At 63.4% G+C, this 21,883-nt stretch carries 20 protein-coding genes; 5 read left to right on the top strand and 15 right to left on the bottom strand.

Annotation, left to right across the window (positions count from 1 at the left end):
• Positions 1 to 132: 132 nt before the first annotated feature.
• From RAZWK3B_RS10955 to RAZWK3B_RS10945, 3 genes are all read right to left on the bottom strand, one after another.
• Entirely contained in the window at positions 133 to 1,062 is a 930-nt protein-coding gene (locus RAZWK3B_RS10955; protein ID WP_157132226.1) for a metallophosphoesterase family protein, read from the bottom strand.
• Between the two features lie 8 nt (positions 1,063 to 1,070).
• Positions 1,071 to 2,321, bottom strand: a complete 1,251-nt coding sequence (locus RAZWK3B_RS10950) for a VanZ family protein (protein ID WP_007815070.1) — start codon at positions 2,319 to 2,321, stop codon at positions 1,071 to 1,073.
• A gap of 322 nt (positions 2,322 to 2,643) precedes the next feature.
• Positions 2,644 to 4,038, bottom strand: a complete 1,395-nt coding sequence (locus tag RAZWK3B_RS10945; protein ID WP_007815067.1) for an ABC1 kinase family protein — start codon at positions 4,036 to 4,038, stop codon at positions 2,644 to 2,646.
• 211 nt (positions 4,039 to 4,249) lie between these two features.
• Here RAZWK3B_RS10945 and RAZWK3B_RS20220 point away from each other — a divergent pair, with 211 nt between their 5' ends.
• Positions 4,250 to 5,080, top strand: a complete 831-nt coding sequence (locus RAZWK3B_RS20220; protein WP_007815066.1) for a cobalamin B12-binding domain-containing protein — start codon at positions 4,250 to 4,252, stop codon at positions 5,078 to 5,080.
• Positions 5,081 to 5,116: 36 nt separating this feature from the next.
• Here RAZWK3B_RS20220 and RAZWK3B_RS10935 read toward each other — a convergent pair whose 3' ends face one another.
• Genes RAZWK3B_RS10935 through RAZWK3B_RS10915 form a run of 5 tightly spaced genes read right to left on the bottom strand, consistent with a single transcriptional unit; the run spans position 5,117 to position 9,595 of the window.
• Positions 5,117 to 5,914 carry an alpha/beta fold hydrolase gene (locus RAZWK3B_RS10935; RefSeq protein WP_007815064.1) on the bottom strand — a complete coding sequence of 266 codons (798 nt, stop codon included), beginning with the start codon at positions 5,912 to 5,914 and terminating at the stop codon, positions 5,117 to 5,119.
• Complete coding sequence (locus tag RAZWK3B_RS10930) at positions 5,915 to 6,511, bottom strand: amino acid synthesis family protein (protein ID WP_007815061.1); 597 nt, start codon at positions 6,509 to 6,511, stop codon at positions 5,915 to 5,917.
• Entirely contained in the window at positions 6,501 to 7,559 is a 1,059-nt protein-coding gene (locus RAZWK3B_RS10925) for an LLM class flavin-dependent oxidoreductase (protein ID WP_007815060.1), read from the bottom strand. Before RAZWK3B_RS10925 ends, RAZWK3B_RS10930 begins: the two co-directional genes overlap by 11 nt.
• Before the next feature lie 13 nt (positions 7,560 to 7,572).
• Complete coding sequence (locus tag RAZWK3B_RS10920; RefSeq protein ID WP_007815058.1) at positions 7,573 to 9,048, bottom strand: aldehyde dehydrogenase; 1,476 nt, start codon at positions 9,046 to 9,048, stop codon at positions 7,573 to 7,575.
• Positions 9,049 to 9,061: 13 nt separating this feature from the next.
• Complete coding sequence (locus RAZWK3B_RS10915; RefSeq protein ID WP_007815056.1) at positions 9,062 to 9,595, bottom strand: flavin reductase family protein; 534 nt, start codon at positions 9,593 to 9,595, stop codon at positions 9,062 to 9,064.
• Positions 9,596 to 9,716: 121 nt separating this feature from the next.
• Here RAZWK3B_RS10915 and RAZWK3B_RS10910 point away from each other — a divergent pair, with 121 nt between their 5' ends.
• The gene (locus RAZWK3B_RS10910; protein WP_007815054.1) at positions 9,717 to 10,559 is read left to right on the top strand and encodes a LysR family transcriptional regulator; all 843 of its coding nucleotides are present in this window, start codon (positions 9,717 to 9,719) and stop codon (positions 10,557 to 10,559) included.
• A 249-nt stretch (positions 10,560 to 10,808) separates the two neighbouring features.
• Entirely contained in the window at positions 10,809 to 12,428 is a 1,620-nt protein-coding gene (locus RAZWK3B_RS10905; protein ID WP_037295656.1) for a GMC family oxidoreductase, read from the top strand.
• A 21-nt stretch (positions 12,429 to 12,449) separates the two neighbouring features.
• Here RAZWK3B_RS10905 and RAZWK3B_RS10900 read toward each other — a convergent pair whose 3' ends face one another.
• From RAZWK3B_RS10900 to RAZWK3B_RS10870, 7 genes are all read right to left on the bottom strand, one after another.
• A complete protein-coding gene (locus tag RAZWK3B_RS10900; protein WP_007815052.1) occupies positions 12,450 to 12,833 on the bottom strand; it encodes a Na+/H+ antiporter subunit G in 384 nt (127 codons plus the stop codon).
• Between the two features lie 13 nt (positions 12,834 to 12,846).
• Entirely contained in the window at positions 12,847 to 13,116 is a 270-nt protein-coding gene (locus RAZWK3B_RS10895) for a K+/H+ antiporter subunit F (RefSeq protein WP_007815051.1), read from the bottom strand.
• A complete protein-coding gene (locus RAZWK3B_RS10890; protein WP_007815050.1) occupies positions 13,113 to 13,604 on the bottom strand; it encodes a Na+/H+ antiporter subunit E in 492 nt (163 codons plus the stop codon). The genes RAZWK3B_RS10895 and RAZWK3B_RS10890 overlap by 4 nt, the downstream gene beginning before the upstream one ends.
• Positions 13,601 to 15,142: a monovalent cation/H+ antiporter subunit D gene (locus RAZWK3B_RS10885; protein ID WP_007815049.1), complete on the bottom strand. Its 1,542-nt coding sequence runs from the start codon at positions 15,140 to 15,142 to the stop codon at positions 13,601 to 13,603. Before RAZWK3B_RS10885 ends, RAZWK3B_RS10890 begins: the two co-directional genes overlap by 4 nt.
• Positions 15,139 to 15,513: a Na+/H+ antiporter subunit C gene (locus RAZWK3B_RS10880; RefSeq protein WP_007815048.1), complete on the bottom strand. Its 375-nt coding sequence runs from the start codon at positions 15,511 to 15,513 to the stop codon at positions 15,139 to 15,141. The genes RAZWK3B_RS10885 and RAZWK3B_RS10880 overlap by 4 nt, the downstream gene beginning before the upstream one ends.
• Before the next feature lies 1 nt (position 15,514).
• Positions 15,515 to 18,382: a monovalent cation/H+ antiporter subunit A gene (locus RAZWK3B_RS10875; protein WP_007815047.1), complete on the bottom strand. Its 2,868-nt coding sequence runs from the start codon at positions 18,380 to 18,382 to the stop codon at positions 15,515 to 15,517.
• 280 nt (positions 18,383 to 18,662) lie between these two features.
• Positions 18,663 to 19,337 carry a helix-turn-helix transcriptional regulator gene (locus RAZWK3B_RS10870; protein ID WP_007815046.1) on the bottom strand — a complete coding sequence of 225 codons (675 nt, stop codon included), beginning with the start codon at positions 19,335 to 19,337 and terminating at the stop codon, positions 18,663 to 18,665.
• Positions 19,338 to 19,601: 264 nt separating this feature from the next.
• Between RAZWK3B_RS10870 and RAZWK3B_RS10865 the strand changes: the two genes are divergently transcribed.
• A complete protein-coding gene (locus RAZWK3B_RS10865; RefSeq protein WP_007815045.1) occupies positions 19,602 to 20,807 on the top strand; it encodes an aminotransferase class V-fold PLP-dependent enzyme in 1,206 nt (401 codons plus the stop codon).
• A 4-nt stretch (positions 20,808 to 20,811) separates the two neighbouring features.
• Entirely contained in the window at positions 20,812 to 21,786 is a 975-nt protein-coding gene (locus RAZWK3B_RS10860; protein ID WP_007815044.1) for a 2-hydroxyacid dehydrogenase, read from the top strand.
• Positions 21,787 to 21,883: the final 97 nt, after the last annotated feature.

Here is a 21,883-nt window from a genome sequence, read left to right as displayed (position 1 = left end):
TCCGGGCACAGCTTCGGCATCTGCGCGTTGGGCGGTTGAGTGATATCACCGCCGCGCCAGCGCCGCGCGCACTCTGTTTCTGTCAATCAGGCGACCCACGACCCCGGGGGGTGGATTGCGATCTGCACGACGCTAGCGATCCTCACCCCGCGCAGTCCAACCGTAATCGACATAGCCCCAGTCGATCCGGTCCCCCCTCAGGGTGATCGAGTTGAACCCTTCCGCCGTTTCGAAATACGCGCCCTTCCACCAATTTCCGCACACGGCCCCACCGGTCAGGAAGGTGGTGCCACGCCAATGCAAGGCCTCGGTGACATGAAGATGCCCCTGAAGCACGAGAATCAGATTGTGACCCGCGAAAAGCTTCAGAACCTCGGTATTGTTGATCACGACACGGTTGGGCGGCGCCTCAAAGGTGGCGCCCCGGGTTGCGCTGAAGAACGTCGTCAGAAGCGGCATATGGAGGACCAGTACGATCGGCGTGGCCGCGGCTATGGACGACAGCAACTCCCGGAGCCATGCGATTTGCTCGGATGATACCCAGCCGTGGTATCGGTGCGCGTCCTCGGACACGCGCAGGGAATCAAGCATGATGAAGCGATAGCCAAGCGCGTCGAATGTGCCATGACTTTGCCGCAGGCCGAGGCGCTGTTTGAAGTCCCGGCGCGGGTCGGACAGCGCCTCAGAACCGTCTGAGGGCCGCACCCCCACGAGATCGTGGTTCCCGATCACCGCGTGATGCTCGGCCTTGATGGCGCGCACCATGTCCATATAGGCGTCCCATCGCGGTGCCGCCTGATCCGGAGTTAAGCTGGCACCGCCCCCGATCATATCACCACCGCACAGGACCAAATCCGCTCTTTGCGCATTGATCGCCATGGCAGCCATGGCCAGGGCTTGGGATGTCTGGGCTGTCCCGTCAGCATGAATGTCCGTGTAAAAAACCAGCCGAAGGTCCCCCCTGTCAGAGCCCCGAATGCGCCATGACGTGCCCGCAAGGCCTGGCGACCCGATCAGGCTGCCACTTGCAGCGATCGCCTTCATAAAACTGCGTCGTGACATTCCCGACATCATCCAACCCCACGCTGGCGCAAGGCCCGTGTGCAGGCGTATCCCCCCAAGAGGAAGGCACCCACAACTCCTGTGAACAGCAACGCCATCTGCACTGGGCTGAACCGGACGATCAGGTGTTTGCTGACTGCGCTGTGGTAAGGCTTCGAGAGGTCGGCGGCCACCTTCACATCGGCTTCGTTCTGGGCGGACCATTCGTAACTAGACCCACGGATGACCCCGCCGAAATAGTCCTGAAGGATGCGATTTTCCCAGTATGCCGTCGCGAAATAACGCGCTTGCCTGTCGCGTTGCTCGGTGTTCGCGGCCCGCCTCATATGGCTGTCTCGCCTGACCAGATGAACCCTTGCCTCGTGCAGAAACGGATCCGCCAGAGGCGAATAGAGCGCCAGAAATTCCTGATACCTTTCCCGCTCGCGATACTGGTCAAGGATCCGCCTGCCCTCGTCTGCGCGCTCCATTGACGCGCGGCGCAGATCTTCAACTTGCAGCCTCGAGCGAAAAAAACCATTGGCCGCATCGCCATGCAGATACCCGTACTCGACCATGATGCTGCGATCCGGATCGATCCCCCCAAGCCCTGGCACATTGGACGCGTACCAAGCGATACGATCCGGGGTGTTTTGCAGGCAAAGGCCCAGATAACCCAGCATGACCGCGCTGAGATAGCAAAGGCGTCTCACACTCACCAAACCGGGCCAGCCTGAAATCATCCCTGGCCGAACGCCCGCCGCGATGCCGATCTGCACCAGCACCACGGCCTTCATGTTCAGCACGATATCTCTCAGGTCGAAGTAACGCCCGGGCACCAGCCACTGCAGGGTTTCGTCCATCATCCCCACCAGCGTCCCCACGATCGCGGCGGCCAGATAGATGCTGTAATCACGGACCCGATGACTGAAGGCCCGGAAAAGCAGAAGCGACAGAACACCGTATTGAACATAGTGTATCGCTTCTTCCGGGTTGCCCTCCGCAAGGCCGAACGTGAGGTAGATCACCAGACCCGCGATGCCGAAAAGCCAGACAAATGACGAAAGTGACCACCGCCTGCGCGTGGCGTAAAGCGCCGATACCGCCGCCAAAAGGACGCAAGCGGCAACGACATAGGTAAAGACCTCGCTTCCCCATCGCTGCTTCACGAACGTAACCCCGTAACGCACGAAGGGAATGGTCACGAATGTCAGCGCAGACCAGAGCACTACATAGCCCCAGGACAGGGCGGCGCGTTCTTTGGGGGGATGGTCTAACATAATGGACTGAAGGTCGAACTCACATAAGGAAAAGGTCAGTCAAAATAGATGCCGGAGCATAGTCCAGCCTGAAATTGTCTCAGATCAGGAAAGGCGTGTCGTCGGATGCCGCCCTTTCCGGTTTTCGAATGTCGTCTTTGATATGGCAAAAGCGTACCCAGCCAAACCAGGTGTGGCAAGGGAAACCGGTCCCGCGAGGCCACGCGCATCGGCGGCCAATGGGTGACATCCCGACAGCGGATCATGGTCTTGCGGCCACCCGGCTCAGCCCTTGTTCGCTTTGCGTCATCTTATGCCGCGGCGCACCGGAGCGCGGTATACATCACCGATAACGCGCCACGATCCGTGTCAGGTTGACCCGCGCACGCAACCGCGCTGCCAGAAGATAGGTGCCCGCGACCTTGCGCTGCACCAAAAGCGTGTCCGTGGCCGGCACATGCCAGAACTCCCGCTCGGTGCCGATCTCAAGCCCCATGTCACGCAGCCGGATCGCTAGATCGCTGGTTCCGAAATCAAAGGGCGCGTCGTGGCGCAGCGCCTCCATGCCGGTATCCATCATCGCGAAGATCACATCCCGATGATGCGCAGGCGTGCCCGCATCGAAAAGACACAGCTCCAACGCGGCGGCCTCGGCGCGCGCGCGATCGCGTGCCAGCCCTCCGGTCATCAACCGGTGGAACGCCCCGCGCAACTCCGGCGAAAACCAGCGCGCCGCGCCAAAATCCAGCAACACCACCTGCCCCGTGCGCGCATCATAGCGGTAATTGGCGAAATTCGGATCGGTCTGCATCGCGCCGAACTCGAACAGCTCGCGCAGCACCAGATCGATCAGCAGACCCGCCACCCGGTCCCGCAACTCTTGCGGCGCCTCGGTCAATCCGGCAATGGGGCGGCTGTCCATATAGTCCATCGCCAGCACATTGGGCGTGCACAACGCCTCGTGCCGACGCGGCACCAGAAAATCAGTGGAACCAGACAGAAACCCGCCGAACGCCTCCAGCGCATCGGCCTCGCGCAGATAATCCGCCTCTTCATGCAGCTGGCGCTTGGCATCCTCCATCAGCGGGCGCAGATCCAGCCCGCGCGGCAAAGCCCCCAAATAGCGCATCAACGCACTGACATTGTCCACGTCGCTGTCAATCGCCGCACGGATACCGGGATACTGCACCTTGATGGCCAGGTCCTGCCCCTCGCGGGTGCGCGCCCGGTGCACCTGCCCGATCGACGCCGCCGCGATCGGGCGCACATCGAACCGCTCGAACCCACGCAGCCAATCGCGGCCCCATTCCGCATCCAGCACGCAGCGCAACTGCTTGGGCGGCATCGGATCGGCGTCTTCACGCAGCCGGTCAAGGATCGCAGCGATCTCGGGCGGCAGCACATCGCCTGCATCCATCGACAAAAGCTGGCCCACCTTCATCGCCGCCCCGCGCATCCGCGACAGCTCCTGCGCGACGCGCCTGGCATTGGCCGGGGTCATCAAGAGATCGGCGGCGCGCGGGCGGCGCCCGGCGGCCATGTGCTGCACACCACTGACCAGCATCCCACCCGCGATACCCCCAGCCATGCCCCCCATCCGCAACAGCCGCGCCACACGGCCCGATGGCACGGGCAAACCGCGCCCGGCGTCGGAACCGACGGGATCGGCAGACTGTGTCGCAGGCGGGTCGGGACGTTCGTTCACAGGATCATCCTTGGGCAGACACCCATAAGGCAATTTGGGCCGCGCGGTTTTCTCATGACCCGGAAGATAGGCGCGTCTGGTCTTTTGCCCAGAGGCAATTTCTTTGACGCTTCAATGGGATGCGCTCGGCCAGACTGGCAATTTCACAAAAAGGTCGTTTTCTACGATGATTTTTCCCCATAACCGGGCTATGTTGTCGAACGCACAGCGAGTGTACCACCGTATGCTGGCGAGGGAGGAAGACATGGATGATCACGGGAACGTCATCCTTGATTTGGACCTTTTCGCGCAAACAACTGAACTCTTCGAGCGCAAGAAGAGCAGTTTCGCGGCAGAGGTTCTGCAAGGGCTCGCACATAGCGTCATCAGCAAAGCTGTCAGCCTGACCGCATCCACACCGGTCGGCGGCAAATACATCGCTCCGGCCGACCGCCTCGAGATGTTCTGCACCCATCTGCTCAATGACGATCCGGACGCAGCACTTTCCATGATCCAGAAAGAGCGCCGCGACGGTCTGAGCGCGCGCGACATCTATTTCGGATATATCTCGGGTTCGGCGCAAAAGCTGGGCAGGATGTGGGAAGAAGACGAAGCGTCCTTTTCCCAAGTCACCAGCGCCTCGGGCTATCTCTATGCGCTGATGCGTGCGCTGCGCCCCGTGGGGCGGGATGCCACACCCGGCGCACCGGGTCGCAAACATGCGTTGTTCTGCACCGTTCCCGGCGAGAATCACAGCCTCGGCGTCAGCATGGCGGCCGATCTCTTCCGGCGGCAGGGCTGGGATATCGATCTGAAACTCGGCCTCAGCCATAACGAATTGCTGGATCAGATCGCTGTCGGCAAGCCTGAAATCGTGGGCCTGTCCTTCAGCAACCCCGAACGGCTCAGCGATCTGACGCAGCTTTGTGTCTCGATCCGACTGTCGCTGCCCCATACGCTGATCGTGGTGGCCGGGCCCGCGGTGGTCGATGCGGACCAACTGCAGCAGGTGACCGATGTGGATTTGGTGTTCACCGATGTGGACGAGGCCGAACAGCAACTTGCACGGCTGATGCATATGCGCGGACGCGATTGACAGCCCCGGCGCTCCACGGCGCCGGGTCGATGAACCCTAGCCCAGGCAGCGGTCCAGAAAATCCAGAACCGGCGGCGTGAAACGCCCCGGTTGCTCGAGCAGCCCCAGATGGCGCAGCCCCGGCACGATCACCGTCTCGGCGCCTTCGATCTCCGAGGCGATGGCATGGCTCATGGCCGGGGTCGATCCGCTGTCCTGCTCGCAGGTCATCACGAGCGTCGGATGGGTGATGAGCGGTTGGGGGCGGATCAACTCCGTCACGCCTTCCGCCAGCACCCGGCGATGCGCGGCATAGCTGACAGGATCGCTGGCCAGAACCGTTGCGCGAACTTCATCTACCAAGTCACTGGAATCACTTTTGAAGTCTGGCGTAAACCAACGCTCGATCGCGGCCTCTATCGTTGCCGCCGGCCCGCCTGCGCTGCTGTCGCGGGCGCTGGCCTCGACCATTTTCTGCGCTTGGCGGTCGCGCTCATGCGGCGAGTTGAGGATCGCCAACCCCGCCACCCGCTCGGGATGATCCATCGCGCAGCGCCGGTTGATCATGCCGCCAAGCGAAAAGCCCACCAATGCCGCGCGCGCAATGCCGAGCGCGTCCATCAGCCCGATCACCTGCGCACTCAGCGCGCTGAGACTCACCGGCCCCTCCGGCGGGGCCGTCTCGCCATGTCCCGGTAAATCATAACTCAGCACCCGGTAGCGATTGGCCAGAACCGGCGCGATCGCCCGCCATGTCACCCCCCGCGCAAGGCCAAGCCCATGGATCAGCACCACCACCGGCGCGTCCTCGGGACCGGTCAGGTCATAAGCCGTGCCCTGCGCCGTCACCGCCATTCAGACCCCCGCCGGATTGTCGACATCATGCCCCATCTCGCGCAGATCGGCATAGCGGTCGCCGATCCGGTGGTTGGGATGCCCGCCGACCGACCCGCCAAGCGCCACGATGATCTCGTCATCGGCGGGCGCGTCGGGCACACAGGTATGGATCGTCTGGTAATGCGAACGCCGCCCGCCATCATCCTTGTCCATCAGCGGGATCATCAGCGCACAACCCGCCGCCCCCCGGGTATTCGAAAACGCCAGATAGCTTTTCGCCTTGATCGCCTCGCGCAGCTGATTGCCGAACCACAGCGTATGGGTCAACGCCTGCGCGTGCTCGATCTCGCCACCCATGCCGACGACGCTGGCCTTGCCGCAGCCTTCCAGCGCCTCACCCGTCTCTTTCAGCAGCATATCGGTGAGCAATCGGCCTAGTTCGGGGCCATGCTCGCGCACCTCGGGGCCAAGATCCTCGACATGGCCGCGCCCGAACCACGGATTGCGGATGATCGCCATCGCCGTCACCAACCGTGTCGGCTCGGCCACCTTTTTCCACCCTTCCAGATAGGTCGTCTGCGTCAGCGTCAGGGTGCGTCTGATTTCAACCGGCATCCACCAGCTCCTTTTGTGCGAATTCGGGCATCACCCGGTCAATGAACAGCGCCAGCGAGCGTTTCTGCTGCGCCATGTCCATACCCATCGAGGCATAATAGACAAAGGCATCCACCCCGATCTGCTCATACATGCGCAGCTTTCGGGCCACCTCTTCGGGACGCCCGAACATCAGGTTTTCCTCCAGCATCTCAGGATCGACCCGCACATTGCCATCCAGCTCCTCCAGCGGCACAGGCTCGGGGAAGCCGTTGATGACCTCGCCCTTCTGCATCATCAGATTGCCGAACTGGCCCAGCACACCCCGCACCGATGCGATGGCGCCCTCCCGGTCTTCCTCGGTCTCATAGACCGCCGCATGGCGCATCATCGCCCATGACCCGTCATAACGCCCGCCATTGCGCTCGATCGACGCATCCAGCCGCGCGCGATACGCTTCAGCCTCGGAAAACGGCATGGTCAGCGGCCAACTCAGGATATTGCAGCCATGCTCGACCGCGTAATCGAAGGTGATCGGCGCGCGGGCAGCCACCCAGACCGGCACCTGTGCCTGCAGCGGCTTGGGACAGGAGGTGGCCGTCGGAAACTGCCAGAACTCGCCATCATGGGCATAATCGCCCGCCCACAGCTTTTGCACCACCGGCAGCATTTCCTGCATGTAACGCCAGCTGTCGCGCTGATCGAGCCCCGGCTTCATCCGGTCGAATTCGCGCTGATACGCGCCCGATCCGATACCGAATTCCAGCCGCCCGTTGCTGGTCAGGTCCAGAAACGCCGCCTCACCGGCAAGATTGATCGGATGCCAGTAGGCCGCGTTCACCACGCCCACACCCAGCCGGATATTGGGCGCATGCTCGCCCCACCATGTCAGGATCTGGAACGGGTTGGGCGCGATGGTCATCTCCAGCGCGTGATGCTCTGCGGCCCAGACGATCTCGAAGCCGGCGGCGTCGGCCATGCGGACCATATCGAGCGTGTGATCGCGCACCGCGATCATGTCGGTCTCGGGCGTCATCCGCTCGAGATTGATGGCAAGATGAAACTTCATGTCGATTTGCTCCTCATCGCATCTGGAACGGGTTGGCCACAGGATCGTCCGAGCTGTTCATCCAGACGGTCTTGGGCCGGGTGTAATCGTAAACCGCCTGGAAGCCACTTTCGCGACCATAGCCCGAGGCTTTCATCCCCCCGAACTCGGCCACCGGCGAGATGGCGCGATAGGTATTCACCCAGACGATGCCCGCGCGCACGGCACGGCTCATACGCAGGGCGCGGGCGCCGTCACGGGTGAAAATACCCGCCGCAAGCCCGTGTTCGGTGTCATTGGCCAGCGCCAGCGCCTCGGCTTCGGTGCGAAACCGCAGCACGCACAGAACCGGGCCGAACAGCTCGGTATCCACGATCTCCATGTCGGGACGCGGGCACTCGATGATGGTGGGCTGAAAGAACTGCCCGCCCGCGCCCTCGGCGCGCTGTCCGCCGCAGAGCACCCTGCCGCCCTCTTCCACCGCACGGGCGATCTGCGCCTCGATCGTCTCGATCTGCCCCCTGGTGCAGAGCGGACCCATTTCGGTCTCTTCCGACATCGGATCCCCGATGCGGATCCCCGTCGCAAGCCGGATCATCCGCTCGAGAAAGGCATCCGCCACATCCTCATGCACGATCAGCCGCGACCCCGCGACGCAGCTTTGCCCCGAGGCTCCGAAAATGCCGGCCACCGCGCCATTGACCGCGCTTTCCAGATCGGCGTCCTCGAACACGATGACCGGTGACTTGCCCCCAAGTTCCAGACTGACCTCCGCAAAATTTCGGGTCGAATTCATCAGCACATTCCGCGCCGCCACCGGCCCTCCGGTGAACGAGATCCGCGCCACCAGCGGATGCTCCGTCAGCGCCTTGCCGCAAGGATCGCCATGGCCGGTCACGATATTGACCACCCCATCGGGAATGCCCGCCTCGGCGATCAGCGCGCCGAACTCGAGGATCACCGCCGGCGCATGTTCCGAGGTTTTCAGAACCACCGTATTGCCCGCCGCCAGCGCCGGCCCGATCTTGACCGCCGTCAGAAACAGCTGGCTGTTCCACGGCACCACCGCCGCCACCACACCCAAAGGTTCGCGCTGCGTGAACACGAACATATCCGGCTTGTCGATGGGCAGCGTCTCGCCACTGATCTTGTCGGCGGCCCCTGCATAGAAATGCAGGAACTCGCTGATATATTTCGCCTGCCACCGGGTTTCGCGGAACATCTTGCCGGTGTCGCGCGTCTCGGTCTCGCCCAACGCCTCGGACCGTTCGGCCAGCAGATCGGCCAGACGGCGCAGGCAATGCCCCCTCTGGCTTGGCGTCATGCTGGACCATGGCCCCTCATAGCAGGCCCGGTGTGCCGCGCGCACAGCGCGGTCCACATCTTCGGCCGTGGCCTCGGGCACCCTCGCCCAGACCTCTCCGGTGGCCGGGTTGCGCGTCTCGAACGTCGCCCCGTCCGACGCCGGAACCCAGGCGCCATCGATCAGCATGTCATAGGTCTTGGTCATCCTGCCTGCCCCCTTATCGCGCCGGCTGGCATGCGGCCTCGGCGGCCTGCGGCACCACCCGGTGATAGCTGCCCTCGCGCCATGCCAGCGGCTTGGCACCGCCCTCGATCACGTCACCGACATGGCCGATCACGATCAGATGCGTGCCCGAGCGCAGCCAGTGCTGCACATCGCAGGAAAATCCCGTCGCCCCATCGATCAGAGGCGCAGAACCCGGCTTGCCGTGACACTCGATCCCCGAAAACCGGTCCCCGATCCAGGCATCGTGCCGACCCGCGAAACGATCCGCGATCTCGGCGCTCGTCTCGGGCAGCACATTGACGCAGAACCGTCCATTCGTGGTGACCGCGCGCGCGATCCGGCTGTCGGCATGCAGACAGACCAGAACCGTGGGCGGATCGGCTGAAACCGATGAAAAAGCACTCACCGTAGCCCCATGGCGCCCCGCCAGCCCATCCGTCGTCACCACCGTGACCGAGGCCGCAACCCCGCGCATCGCCTCGATGAACCGCGTGCGCGGCACCAGATCGTTTTTCATGTCCTGCATTCCTCACCCCTTCCGCATTTCCAAAGCCCTGGAAGGCATGCGCGAAGCTGACACAGAAGTTCACTTGTTCAAAATGAATTGTTTTGCTCTACAAATGCAAAATATTCGAATTGAGGGCCCCATGAATATCACCTCCCTGCGCACCTTTCTGGCCATCGTCGATACCGGCAGTCTTGTCCGGGCCTCGCAACAGCTCAACGTCACGCAATCCACCGTCACCGCGCGCTTGCGCACGCTGGAAGAAGAGTTGGGCCAGCAACTCCTGAACCGGCAGAAATCCGGCGCCACGCTCACACCTGCCGGCACCAAGCTGCTGCGCTATGCGCGCATCATCACCGGGCTGTGGCGTCAGGCGCGCTATGAAACCGGCCTGCCCGCCGGGCTCAGTTCGGTCTGCACCTTCGGCTGCGACCGCGAGCTGTGGCACGGGCCGGGCCGGGCGTTTTTCGACGGGGTCGTGTCGGGCCATCCTGAAATGGCCGTCTCGGTGCAACAGGGATCGGCCCGCGATCTCGAGGAATGGCTGGCCTCGGGGCTGGTCGATGTGATCCTGACCTACGATTCGGTCGCGCGCGGCCCTCAGACCGTGCATGCCCTGCCGCCCGAAGAACTCGTGCTCTACTCCGACCGGCCCGGCAGCTCGATCAAGGCTGATCCTCAGTATGTCTTTGTCGATCACGGCGAAGACTATCGCCGCAGCCATGGTGAAAGCTATCACGACGCCGGCATCGCGCGGATCAGCTTCGACAGCTCCTGGTGGGCGCTGCAATTTCTGCTGGACCGGGGCGGCTCGGCCTATCTGCCGCGCGCCCTGGCGTTGCCGCATGTGGCCGAGGGTCGACTTCATGAACTCACCGAGGCGCCGGTCTACACCCGCAAGAAATACCTGATCGTCAACGACACCGCCGCATTGAGCTGGGACTGGTTCGCGCCGCTGGTCGCACAGCTGTCCCAACCTGCCTGACGGCGACGCCCATCGGTCCCCAACCGGATGACTTTTCCGGTTGCATCGGTCGTTTTTCTTCTAAAGCGTTCCGCCTTTAACCTGAGGCATCAGCGAAAGGCGGAACGCGTGCAACGATTGAACAGAGCACTGCATTTCGCGAAAATCTGTGATTCAAGTTTTTCGCGAAACGCTTTAGAGGTGCGAGATGGGTTTGTAACACTATTGTAAAACCCCTACGTGCAACCCGGTCGCATCAGGCAGGTGATCTTGGCGGAATACGATTACATCATCATCGGCGCAGGCTCGGCCGGTTGCGTTCTGGCCGACCGTCTCAGCGCCTCGGGTCGCCACAAGGTCCTGCTGCTCGAAGCCGGGGGGCGCGGACGCAGCCCCTGGATCGCGCTGCCTTTGGGCTATGGCAAAAGCTTCTATGACCCACGGGTGAACTGGAAATACCAGACCCAGCCGGACGACGCACTTGACGGGCGCGCAGGCTACTGGCCGCGCGGCAAATGCGTTGGCGGATCGGGCGCGATCAACGCGATGGTCTATGCGCGCGGCCTGCCCCATGATTTCGACGACTGGGAAGCGGCGGGCGCGACGGGCTGGGGCTGGGACAGCGTCGCCCCGGTCTATGAGGCACTCGAGACCCAAGTCTCCCATGACGGCTCCCGCCAAGGCTCAGGCCCGATCCATGTGCAGGACGTGTCCGACCAGATCCACCCGGTCAATCGCCATTTCTTCGACGCCACCGCCCAGCTTGGCCTGCCGCGCACCGACGATCTGAACGGCCCCTTGCCCGAAGGCGCCGCCGCCTACCGGATCAACACCTCGGGCGGGATGCGCCATTCCTCAGCGCGCGCCTGCCTGACACCTGCGCTGCGGCCGCCCAACCTGCGGCTCGTGACCGGCGCGCTGGTCGAACGGATCGGCTTTGACGGAAAACGTGCCATCAGCGTCACCTACCGACAGGGCGACCGCTCCCATACGCTGCGCGTCGGCGCCGAGATCCTGCTCAGCGCGGGCAGCGTCACCTCGCCCCGCATCCTGCAACTCTCGGGCATCGGACCTTCAGAGATCCTCGGCCAGCACGACATCACCCCGCTGATCGACGCGCCGCATGTGGGCGCCAACCTGCAGGACCATCTGGGCATCAGCTATTATTTCAAGGCCACGGAACCGACGCTCAACAACCAGCTCGCCCCGTTCCACGGCAAGGTTCTGGCAGCGCTGCGCTATGCGCTGACGCGGCGCGGGCCTCTGGCGCTGTCGGTCAATCAATGCGGCGGGTATTTCCGCTCGCAAAGCGGCCTCGATCGCCCCGACCAGCAGCTTTATTTCAACCCGGTCACCTATACCACCGCCCCCGAGGGCACCCGCACCGTGATCCGCCCCGATCCCTTTCCGGGCTTCATCCTCGGCTTCCAGCCCACCCGCCCCACCAGCCGTGGCCGGATCGACATCAGCGCGCCAGACCCGTCCGCCCCCCCTCTGATCCGCCCCAACTCTCTGGCCACGGACGAGGACCGCGCACTGGTCATCGCCGGCGGCAGGCTCTGTCAGTCATTGCTTGCCACCTCTGCGCTGCGCGGGCTGGTCGCCTCGGCCATGGGAGCTGACCTGCGCGAGATGGATGATGCCGCGATCCTTGCCGATTTCCGCGCGCGATGCGGGACTGTCTTTCATCCGGTGGGCACCTGCCGGATGGGCCGGCATGCCGCGCAATCGGTGGTGGATCCGCGCCTGCGGGTGCATGGGATCGCAGGGCTACGGGTGGTGGATGCCTCGGTCTTTCCCAACCTGACCTCCGCCAACACCAACGCGCCCACCATGATGCTGGCCCACCGCGCCGCCGACCTGATCCTGGAAGAGGCCCGCGCGCCCTGAGCAGGCGCGCACCTTAACCGATCACTCGGGCGTGTCGCTGCGCACCGGCGGGTCGTCATAGATCGACCAGCCATAGTCCCCGCCCGTCTCGGGCAGGTCCGTGGGGCGCGTATTGGCCTGCATGTAGGTCTTGGCGATGAAATGCGCGCTGATCGGCGCCGTCAGGAACAAGAACAGCGTGATCATCAGCTCGTGAAACGAGAAATCCCCCTTCACGAGAAAGAAATACAGCATCGACGCGATCAACACGCCCCCCACCCCAAGCGTGGTCGCCTTGGTCGGCGCGTGCAGCCGCTGCATGGTCTCCGTGAGCTTGATCATGCCGAAGGATCCGACGATCCCGAAAATCCCCGCGATCACGAGGAAAAAGGCGATCACACCCTCGATGATGATGCTTGTTTCCATGGTCCTGCCCCCCTCACTCGATGATGTCGCCGCGCAGCACGAAGCGGCAATAGGCGACGGTCGACACAAACCCCACCATCGCCACCAGCATCGACGCCTCGTAATAGACCGCCGTGCCCTGCCAGATGCCATAGAGGATCAACAGCGCGATGATGTTGATGACCATCGTATCCAGCGCCAGGATCCGATCCGCCGAATCCGGCCCCGTCGCGATGCGCCACAGGTTCAACACAAGGCCAAGGCCGAAACAGGCGAAGGCAAAGGTAAGCGCCATGGTAATCATTGGAAAATCTCCATCAGACGGCGTTCATAGCGGCTCTTGATCTGGTCGCGCACGCCGTCGGGGTCATCGGTATGCAGGCAATGCACCAGCAGACTGCCGCTATCCGCCGACAACATCGCAGACACGGTCCCCGGCGTCATGGTGATAGTACCCGCCAGCACCGTGATCGCCTCGGGCGACGTCAGCTCGAGCGGCACCATGATCCATTGCGACCGCAGATCGCGGTTGCGCTTGAACAGGATGATCAGCGCCACCTCGACATTGGCCACGACGATGTCCCACAGCACGATCAGGATATATTCGATGATCTTCAGGGGGTTCGCCACCTTGGCGCGGTGCGGCCAGTAAGGCGCGGTCAGGATCGGGACGACCACGCCAAGGATCGCACCAAGCAGCACATTGCCCGGCGTCACCTTGTTGACCAGCGCCAGCCAGATCAGGGCCAGCGCCACGCTCAGCAGAGGATGCGGAAAGATGAACCGGATCATTGCCCTGCCTCCCCTTGGCCGCCAAGCACAGCCGAAACATAGCCCGTCGGATCGAACAACTGTCCCGATGCCCCCTCGAGATACTGCGCCACAGGCCCCGCCCCCGCCGCCAGAACCACCAGCATCGCCAGCGCCAGCACCGTCGGTGCCACCTCCAGCGCGCCTGCGGGGCGTATCGCCTCGCCATCTTCGGGCGCGGCATCATCCGGCGCCATGGCCGTGGCCTTCCAGAACAGGATGCTGCCCGCCCGCGCAAACCCCACGATGGTCACGAGCGACCCCACAAGGATCGCGACCCATGCGGTCACCATCTCGGGCGTGGTCTTCATCGCGTCAAGGATCATCAGCTTGCCCAGAAACCCGCTCAGCGGCGGCATCCCGGCCATTGCAATCGCGCCAGCAAAGAACAGCGCCGCGAAAAGCCCGTTCTGCACCGTGGGCGGCTCGGCCCTCAGCAGATCGCCGCCCTTTCGCCGCGACACCACCAGATCCGCCAGCAGGAACAGCGCCGCCGCCGAAAAGGTGGAATGCACCAGGTAATAGAGCGCCGAGGTCATCGCATAGGGCGTGAACGCCGCCACCGCGATCATCATCGTGCCCATCGACCCCACAACCGCAAAGGACAAGAGCGGCATCAGGCGCCGCGCGCCCAAAACCCCCACGGCCCCCACCGCCAGCGTGATCACGGCAGCAGGCATCAGCCATGTGGCGGTCAGCCCGTCCGTCACCGCCACATCGGGACCAAAGACGACCGTATGCACCCGGATGATCGCATAAGCGCCCACCTTGGTCATGATCGCAAACAGCGCCGCCACCGGCGCGGGCGCGTTGGAATAGGTCGCAGGCAGCCAGAACTGCACCGGGAAAAGTGCGGCCTTGATCGCGAAGACCATCATCAGCAGCACGGCGGCAACCCGCACCAACGCGGCATCCTCCACCGGCAGCGCGCGGACCTTCTCCGCCAGATCGGCGATGTTCAGCGTGCCGGTGGCCGCATAGACCGTGCCAAGCGCGAACAGGAAAAGGGTCGAGCCGGCAAGGTTCATCACGACATATTGCAGCCCCGCCTTCATCCTCACCCGGCCACCGCTATGGATCATCAGGCCATACGAGGCGATCAGCAGAACCTCGAAGAACACGAAGAGGTTGAACGCATCCCCCGTCAGGAACGCACCCATCACCCCCATCAGCTGGAACTGGAAGAGCGCATGGAAATGCCGCCCCCGCGCGTCCCACCCCGTCGCGCTGGCATGCAGCAGCACCACGATCGCCAGAAGCGCCGTCAGAAGCAGCATCACCGCCGCCAGACGGTCCAGCACCAGCACGATCCCGAAGGGCGCGGGCCAATTGCCAAGCTCATACACATAGGTCTCGCCGCCCGCGGCCATCACCGTCAGACCGACCGAGATCGCCAAAAGCGCGATGGTCCCCGCGAACGAGGCCGCCCGCGCCAGACCGATGTCGTGGCGCATGACAAAACCGATGATCGGGGCAAGCAGCGCCGGCAGGATGACCGGCGCGATGATCCAATGCGTCATGCTCCGGTTTCCTTCTTCGCTGTCGTCTCCGCCTGCGCCTCGTCGTCGGGCTCAAGGTCGATCCGGTCGTCATCGGCCTCAAGGAAGGCACCAAGCGCCACCATCACCAGAACGGCGGTCATCCCGAACGAGATCACGATCGCCGTCAGCACCAAAGCCTGCGGCAGCGGATCGGTATAGCTCGCCTCGCCATAAAGCTGCAGCACGGGTGGCATGTTGATCGCAAGCCGCCCCGTCGCGAACAGGAACACGTTCACCGCATAAGACAGCAGCGCCAGCCCAAGGATCACCGGAAAGGCGCGCAGCCGCAGGATCAGATAGACCCCGCCCGCCGTCAGCACGCCCACCGAACTCGCCACGACAAGTTCCATCTTATTCCGCCTCCGGCTTTTTGTCTTGGACCCGCAAGGATGGGTCGTAATCCATGGGCTCGACATTCACCGTCTCGCCCGCATGGCGCGCGATCCGCGACAGGCTGTAGAGCATCAGCATCACGGACCCGAGCACCGTCAGGAACACGCCCAGATCGAAGGCAAAGGCCGATCCAAGCCCGAACTTCTCGATCAGCGGCAGCTGGATATAGCCATAGATGCTGGTCAGGAAGGGCGCGCCACCCAGCCATGCGCCCACACCCGTCAGACCCGCGATCAACGCGCCCCAGCCGATCATCGAATGATACTCGATCCTCTGCCGCCCTTGGGTCCAGGCAAAGCCCGACGCCATGTACTGCATCAAAAGCGCGATCGAGATCACAAGCCCCGCCACAAAGCCGCCACCCGGCTGATTATGGCCACGCAGGAAGATATAGACGCCCACCATCACCGCGATCGGCAACATGGCCCGCGTCGCCACCACCATCATCAGCGGGTGCCGGTCGCGTGAGCGGTCCGGCGGCACCGGGGCGGCCTTCAGCTTGCGCCCCGCAGGCCCGTTGAGCAGCGCCTCCATCAGCGCATAGATCGTCAGACCCGCGATCCCCAGCACGATGATCTCGCCATACGTGTCATAGCCCCGGAAATCCACAAGGATCACGTTGACCACATTGGTGCCGCCACCGCCGGTATAGGAATTGTCCAGATGGAAGGTCGAGATCGACGAGAAATCGCGCATCAGGAACGTCATCGCCAGCGCCGCGACCCCGCCGCCCGCCGCCACCGCGATCACCCCGTCGCGCAGCCGGTGCCGCACGGTGCTTTCCTTGGGCGTGGTCTTGGGCAGGAAATACAGCGCCAAAAGCAGCAGCATGATCGTCACCGTCTCGACCGAGATCTGCGTCAGCGCCAGATCCGGCGCGGAAAGATACACGAATCCGCTCGCCACCATCAGACCGATCACCCCGATCAGCACCAGCGCCCGGAACCGGTTGCGATGGTTGATGACCACGAGCGCCGTCGCCACGATCAGCAAGAGCCACCCCGCAGCCGCCACAGGCGGAATCGGCAACAGCTCGCGCGTGGGCGGGCTCATCCGCCCCCCCGAGAACGCCGCATAGCCAAGCGCCAGCGTCGCCGCCACGAAAATCGCCAGATACCGGTTCATCGACCCGTTATGCAGCCCTTCGGTCACCCGGCGGGACAGCCCCACCAGACTGTCCACCAGCGCATCGAAGATCGCCTTGGCCTCGGGGCGCGGTGTCGCCAGCCATGCCCGGTCCAGCGGACGGTGCAGCGCCAGCAGGATCAGGCCGCCAATCACCGCGATCACCGACATGATCAACGCCATGTTCACGCCATGCCAGATCTTGAGCGAATAATACGGCAACTCGCCCCCCGTCACGGCAGCCCCCGCCATCGCCACGACCGGCCCCACCAGCTTGGGATAGATGCCGATCAGCACGACCATCACCACCAGCAGCGCGGGCGCGGCCCACATGCCGAAGGGCGGGTCATGCGGCTTGGCGGGGTAATCGTCGCGTTTGGGTCCGAAAAAGACATGCACGATGAACCGCAAGGAATAGGCCACCGACAAGAGCGCCCCAAGCGTGGCCAGCGCGGGCACCGCCCACTCGCTCCCGGCCCATGCCGTGTCCGAGGCCGCGTCGAGCATCATTTCCTTCGACAGGAACCCGTTGAAGAACGGAATACCCGCCATCGACAGCGCCGCCACCGTGCCGATCAGCGCGGTGATCGGCATCAGATGCCGCAACCCGCCAAGCCGCTTGATATCGCGGGTATGCGTCTCATGATCGACGATCCCGGCGGTCATGAACAGCGCCGCCTTGAAGGTCAGGTGATTGATGATGTGAAACACCGCCACCACCGCGGCGAATTTCGTCCCGAACCCCAGAAGCATGGTCAAGAGGCCCAGATGACTGACCGTTGAAAACGCCAGCAGCGCCTTCAGATCATCCTTGAAGAGCGCGATCAGCGCGCCAAGCACCATCGTGATAAGCCCCGTGGTGGTCACGATATAGAACCATGCATCGGTCCCCGACAGCACCGGCCACATGCGCGCCATCAGGAACACGCCCGCCTTTACCATGGTGGCCGAATGCAGATAGGCCGAAACCGGCGTCGGCGCGGCCATTGCATGCGGCAACCAGAAATGGAACGGGAACTGCGCCGACTTGGTGAACGCGCCCAAGAGGATCAGGATCAGCGCCGGCAGATACCATTCCGACGCGCGGATCGCATCGCCCTGCTGCAAAATATCCGTCAGGTTATAGCTGCCCGCGATATTGCCAAGGATCAGCATCCCCCCGATCATCGCCAAGCCGCCCGCGCCGGTCACCGCAAGCGCCATCCGCGCGCCCTGACGGCCTTCGGGCAGATGCTTCCAATAGCCGATCAGCAGGAAGGACGAGAGGCTCGTCAACTCCCAGAAGATCAGCAAAAGCAGGATGTTATCGGACAGAACAATACCCAGCATCGCACCCTGGAACAGCAAGAGGTACGTATAGAACTGCCCCATCGGGTCTTCGCTGGCGAGGTAAAACCGCGCATAAAGCGTGATGAGCAAGCCCACACCAAGGATCATCATCGCAAACAGCAGGCCCAGACCGTCCAGAAAGAAACTCGCCGTCAGGCCCAGTTGCGGCAGCCACGCGATCTCGGCGGTCAGCACCTCACCGCGCAGCACCGCAGGCGTCAGCGTGCCCAGCATGACGATCGCCGCGATGGTCGGCACGGCAGTGAAACTGGCACAGGCCGTGCGCCCCGCACGGATCATCAGGCCCGGAATAAGCGCCCCCAGAAAGGGCAAAAGCGCAATGATAGGTAAAAGACTGCCGCCGTTGCTCATGTCTGCCCCGTTCTAAACGTTCGTCGCGCGTTCTGAAAGCAAGGTCGCCACATGATCTGAGCCATGTCTCATACCTGCCCCTGTTGGTCCGGTCGTGCTGCGCCATCGAAATGACCCATACGCCGGCGTTTCTTATAGATTTTGTCAGATTGGCGTCAAGTCAAGGCGGCGGCTGAAGTTTATGCTGCGTCAAAAGATACCTCTGCCCCCGCATGGGCCGGCACAGACCGGCGATCTTCTCGATCCGCAACGGCCCACGCCCGCACCGCATGGCAGCTTTTCAATAATTGCCAGCCACGTATTTCGCGATGGCGGCGCCGCGCGAATTCACGTCCAGCTTCTGATAGATCGCCTTGAGGTAATACTTGACCGTATTCTCGCTCAGCCCAAGCCGGGCGGAGATCTGGAAATTGGTCAGACCGTCCACCAGCAGCGCGAGGATTTCATGCTCACGCCGCGACAGCGTGTCCGTATTGTCCGAAGTCAGCCGCTTGAGGATATCCGACGGCACGATCGAATGCCCCTCCACCAGCTTGCCAAGGATCTTCGGCAGGCTGGTCAGGATCTGGCTCATCATGCAGACCGAATTGGCGCCCTGTTTGATCGCGGTGCGGATAAAGGCGAACTCGGTCTCGTCAGCCACCACCACGACCATCACATCGGGGTAATCCTTGCGCACCTGCTCCAGAATTTGCGTCAGATCGCCATCCGCCAGCCGCACGCCGAGGATCAGGATCGTCTTGCCCTGCGCCGCCGACAACAGCTTCTTGAGACTGGCCTTGTCGGTCGCGAACGCCCCGAGCTTGACCTCGGGGATCTGCGCCACGAGCGAGCCGATACCCTGACAAACGATCACCTGCCGGTCGGCCACGATGACGTTGGGCGCCTCCGGCGCGCCGCCTGCGTCCACCCCCTCCTCCAAGGGCGCTTCCGCTATGGGCTGGGTCTCCTCCATTTAACGATCTTACACCAGGTTCGACAAAATCCCATGCATTGAATTGCGACATTTCACCGCCAGAAACCGATGATTTTAAAGGAAATTTCTGCATACCGAGGCATACCCTCCTGAATTCTTTCCCCGTGTCACCCAATCGGGTGGCCGCCCCCTACCCGTTCGGTGGCGCGGCTCCGCCTTCGGTCCGCTTGACCATTCCTTCGGGCATATCGCGGCAGGGATCCTGCGCCGATACATGGGTCAATCATCATTCGGAGAGACCCCATGAACGGCTATCAGCACCTTTTCATCCCCGGGCCGACCAATGTGCCCGAACCCGTCCGCCAGTCGATGAACATTCCCATGGAAGACATGCGCGCGCCCGATTTCGGCGATTTCGTGAGTAGCCTTCTGAGCGACCTCAAGAAAGTCTACCGCCTGCAAAATGGCCGCGTCTTCGTGTTCCCTGCCTCGGGCACCGGCGCTTGGGAATCGGCCATTTCCAACACGCTCAATACCGGCGACAAGGTTCTGATGTCGCGTTTCGGACAGTTCTCGCTTCTCTGGGTCGACATGGCCGAACGGCTCGGCCTCGATGTCGATGTCTGTGACGTGGAATGGGGCAAGGGCGTCCCGGTCGAAGACTATGCCGCCAAGCTGCGCGCCGACAAAACCCATCAGATCAAGGCCGTCTTCGCCACCCAGAACGAAACCGCGACCGGCGTGACCTCGGATATCGCCGCCATCCGCCGCGCCCTCGACGACGCGGGCCACCCCGCCATGCTCTTCGTCGACGGCGTCAGCTCCATCGCCTCGATCGAATTCGAGATGGAAGCCTGGGGCGTCGATCTCGCCGTCTCCGGCTCTCAGAAAGGCTTCATGCTGCCCGCGGGCCTCGGCATCCTCGGCGTCTCCGACAAGGCTCTGGCCGCCCATGCAAAGGCCACCATGCCGCGCTGCTATTTCAGCTTCGCGGACATGATAAAGCTCAACGACACCGGCTATTTCCCCTATACCCCCGCAACCCAGCTTCTGCGCGGGCTGCGCTGTTCTCTGGATCTTCTGCTCGAGGCGGGCATGGAAACCGTCTGGGCGCGCCACAAGCGCCTCGCGCAAGGCGTGCGCGCCGCCGTCGCCGCCTGGGACGGCTGCGAGCTGGTCGCGCGTGGCCCCGAATGGCACTCCGATACCGTCTCGGCGATCTATGCGCCGCCCGGCATCGACGCGCGCGACGTGATCTCGACCGCCTATTACAAATACCAGACCTCGCTCGGCTCGGGTCTCAACAAGCTGGCGGGCCGCGCCTTCCGCATCGGGCATCTGGGCTCGCTCAATCCGGTGATGCTCTGCTCTGCGATCTCGGCCGCCGAAATGTCCCTGCGCGACGCCGGCGCCCAGATCGTGCCCGGCTCGGGCGTGGCCGCCGCTCAGGAGCATTTCCGCGTCACCACGCCGGACATGATGCAGCAAATCACCTCCAAGGCCGCCTGAGCGCATGAGCAGACCCAAGGTTCTCGTCACCCGCGCCTGGCCCGCGGACACCGAAACCCGTCTCGGCCAACTGGCCGAGACGACATTGCGTCACCCCGACACGCCGATGACCGCGGACGAGTTCATGGCGGCAGCCACCACCTATGACGCGATCCTGCCCACCGTCTCGGATACGATCCCGGCGGCCTTCTACCCCGCCGCCGCAGGTCGGGTGAAACTGCTGGCCAATTATGGCGTGGGCTACAATCACATCGACATCGCCGCCGCCCGCGCCGCGGGCATCGCGGTCACCAACACCCCCGGCGTGCTGACCGATTGCACCGCCGATCTGGCGATGGGGCTTTTGCTGGCCGCAGCCCGCCGCATCGGCGAGGGCGAACGCGAACTGCGCACCGGTCACTGGTCCGGCTGGCGCCCCACCCACATGATCGGCAAGAAAGTCTCGGGCGCCACCCTGGGTATCGTCGGCTTCGGCCGCATCGGTCAGGCCATGGCGCGCCGCGCCCATCACGGCTTCGGCATGAAGATCGTCGTCTACAACCGCTCTCCCGTCGATCAGGACACTTTGCGCGCCTATCACGCCATCCAGCCCGACACATTGCACGAGGTCGCAGCCCGGTCCGACATCCTGTCGCTGCATTGCCCCGGCGGCGCCAAGACACGCCACCTGATCGACGCAGGCGTGTTCGCGGCGATGAAACCCGGCGCCCTTCTGGTGAATACCGCGCGCGGCGACGTGATCGACGAAGACGCGCTCTTCGCCGCGCTCGACAGTGGCCATCTGGGCGGCGCGGGTCTCGATGTGTTCCAGAACGAACCAGCCCTCGATCCGCGCTTTCTCGGCCATGACACCTGCGTGCTCGCCCCGCATCTGGGCAGCGCCACCGACGCCACCCGCGCCGCCATGGGCCACAAGGCCATCGACAATCTCGTGGCGGTCCTGCGCGGCGACACCCCGCCCGATCTTGTCTCAGCCTGAGCCCTCCCCATGACCTGCCCCACACCCCTCTGCAACCCAAAGGTGATACACCCCCGCCACCGCCTGCCCGGTTCACCACGGCATCCCGCCACCCCCG

This window comes from Roseobacter sp. AzwK-3b (assembly GCF_000170875.1).
Classification (GTDB): domain Bacteria; phylum Pseudomonadota; class Alphaproteobacteria; order Rhodobacterales; family Rhodobacteraceae; genus Roseovarius; species Roseovarius litoreus.
This window is presented reverse-complemented; position numbering and strand designations above follow the sequence as displayed.

Coding starts and splice junctions, on each gene's coding strand:
- RAZWK3B_RS10955 (WP_157132226.1), bottom strand. CDS start 1,062: ATGTCACGACGCAGTTTTATGAAGGCGATCGCTGCAAGTGGCAGCCTG.
- RAZWK3B_RS10950 (WP_007815070.1), bottom strand. CDS start 2,321: ATGTTAGACCATCCCCCCAAAGAACGCGCCGCCCTGTCCTGGGGCTAT.
- RAZWK3B_RS20220 (WP_007815066.1), top strand. CDS start 4,250: ATGGATGATCACGGGAACGTCATCCTTGATTTGGACCTTTTCGCGCAA.
- RAZWK3B_RS10935 (WP_007815064.1), bottom strand. CDS start 5,914: ATGGCGGTGACGGCGCAGGGCACGGCTTATGACCTGACCGGTCCCGAG.
- RAZWK3B_RS10930 (WP_007815061.1), bottom strand. CDS start 6,511: ATGCCGGTTGAAATCAGACGCACCCTGACGCTGACGCAGACGACCTAT.
- RAZWK3B_RS10925 (WP_007815060.1), bottom strand. CDS start 7,559: ATGAAGTTTCATCTTGCCATCAATCTCGAGCGGATGACGCCCGAGACC.
- RAZWK3B_RS10920 (WP_007815058.1), bottom strand. CDS start 9,048: ATGACCAAGACCTATGACATGCTGATCGATGGCGCCTGGGTTCCGGCG.
- RAZWK3B_RS10915 (WP_007815056.1), bottom strand. CDS start 9,595: ATGCAGGACATGAAAAACGATCTGGTGCCGCGCACGCGGTTCATCGAG.
- RAZWK3B_RS10910 (WP_007815054.1), top strand. CDS start 9,717: ATGAATATCACCTCCCTGCGCACCTTTCTGGCCATCGTCGATACCGGC.
- RAZWK3B_RS10900 (WP_007815052.1), bottom strand. CDS start 12,833: ATGGAAACAAGCATCATCATCGAGGGTGTGATCGCCTTTTTCCTCGTG.
- RAZWK3B_RS10895 (WP_007815051.1), bottom strand. CDS start 13,116: ATGATTACCATGGCGCTTACCTTTGCCTTCGCCTGTTTCGGCCTTGGC.
- RAZWK3B_RS10890 (WP_007815050.1), bottom strand. CDS start 13,604: ATGATCCGGTTCATCTTTCCGCATCCTCTGCTGAGCGTGGCGCTGGCC.
- RAZWK3B_RS10885 (WP_007815049.1), bottom strand. CDS start 15,142: ATGACGCATTGGATCATCGCGCCGGTCATCCTGCCGGCGCTGCTTGCC.
- RAZWK3B_RS10880 (WP_007815048.1), bottom strand. CDS start 15,513: ATGGAACTTGTCGTGGCGAGTTCGGTGGGCGTGCTGACGGCGGGCGGG.
- RAZWK3B_RS10875 (WP_007815047.1), bottom strand. CDS start 18,382: ATGAGCAACGGCGGCAGTCTTTTACCTATCATTGCGCTTTTGCCCTTT.
- RAZWK3B_RS10870 (WP_007815046.1), bottom strand. CDS start 19,337: ATGGAGGAGACCCAGCCCATAGCGGAAGCGCCCTTGGAGGAGGGGGTG.
- RAZWK3B_RS10865 (WP_007815045.1), top strand. CDS start 19,602: ATGAACGGCTATCAGCACCTTTTCATCCCCGGGCCGACCAATGTGCCC.
- RAZWK3B_RS10860 (WP_007815044.1), top strand. CDS start 20,812: ATGAGCAGACCCAAGGTTCTCGTCACCCGCGCCTGGCCCGCGGACACC.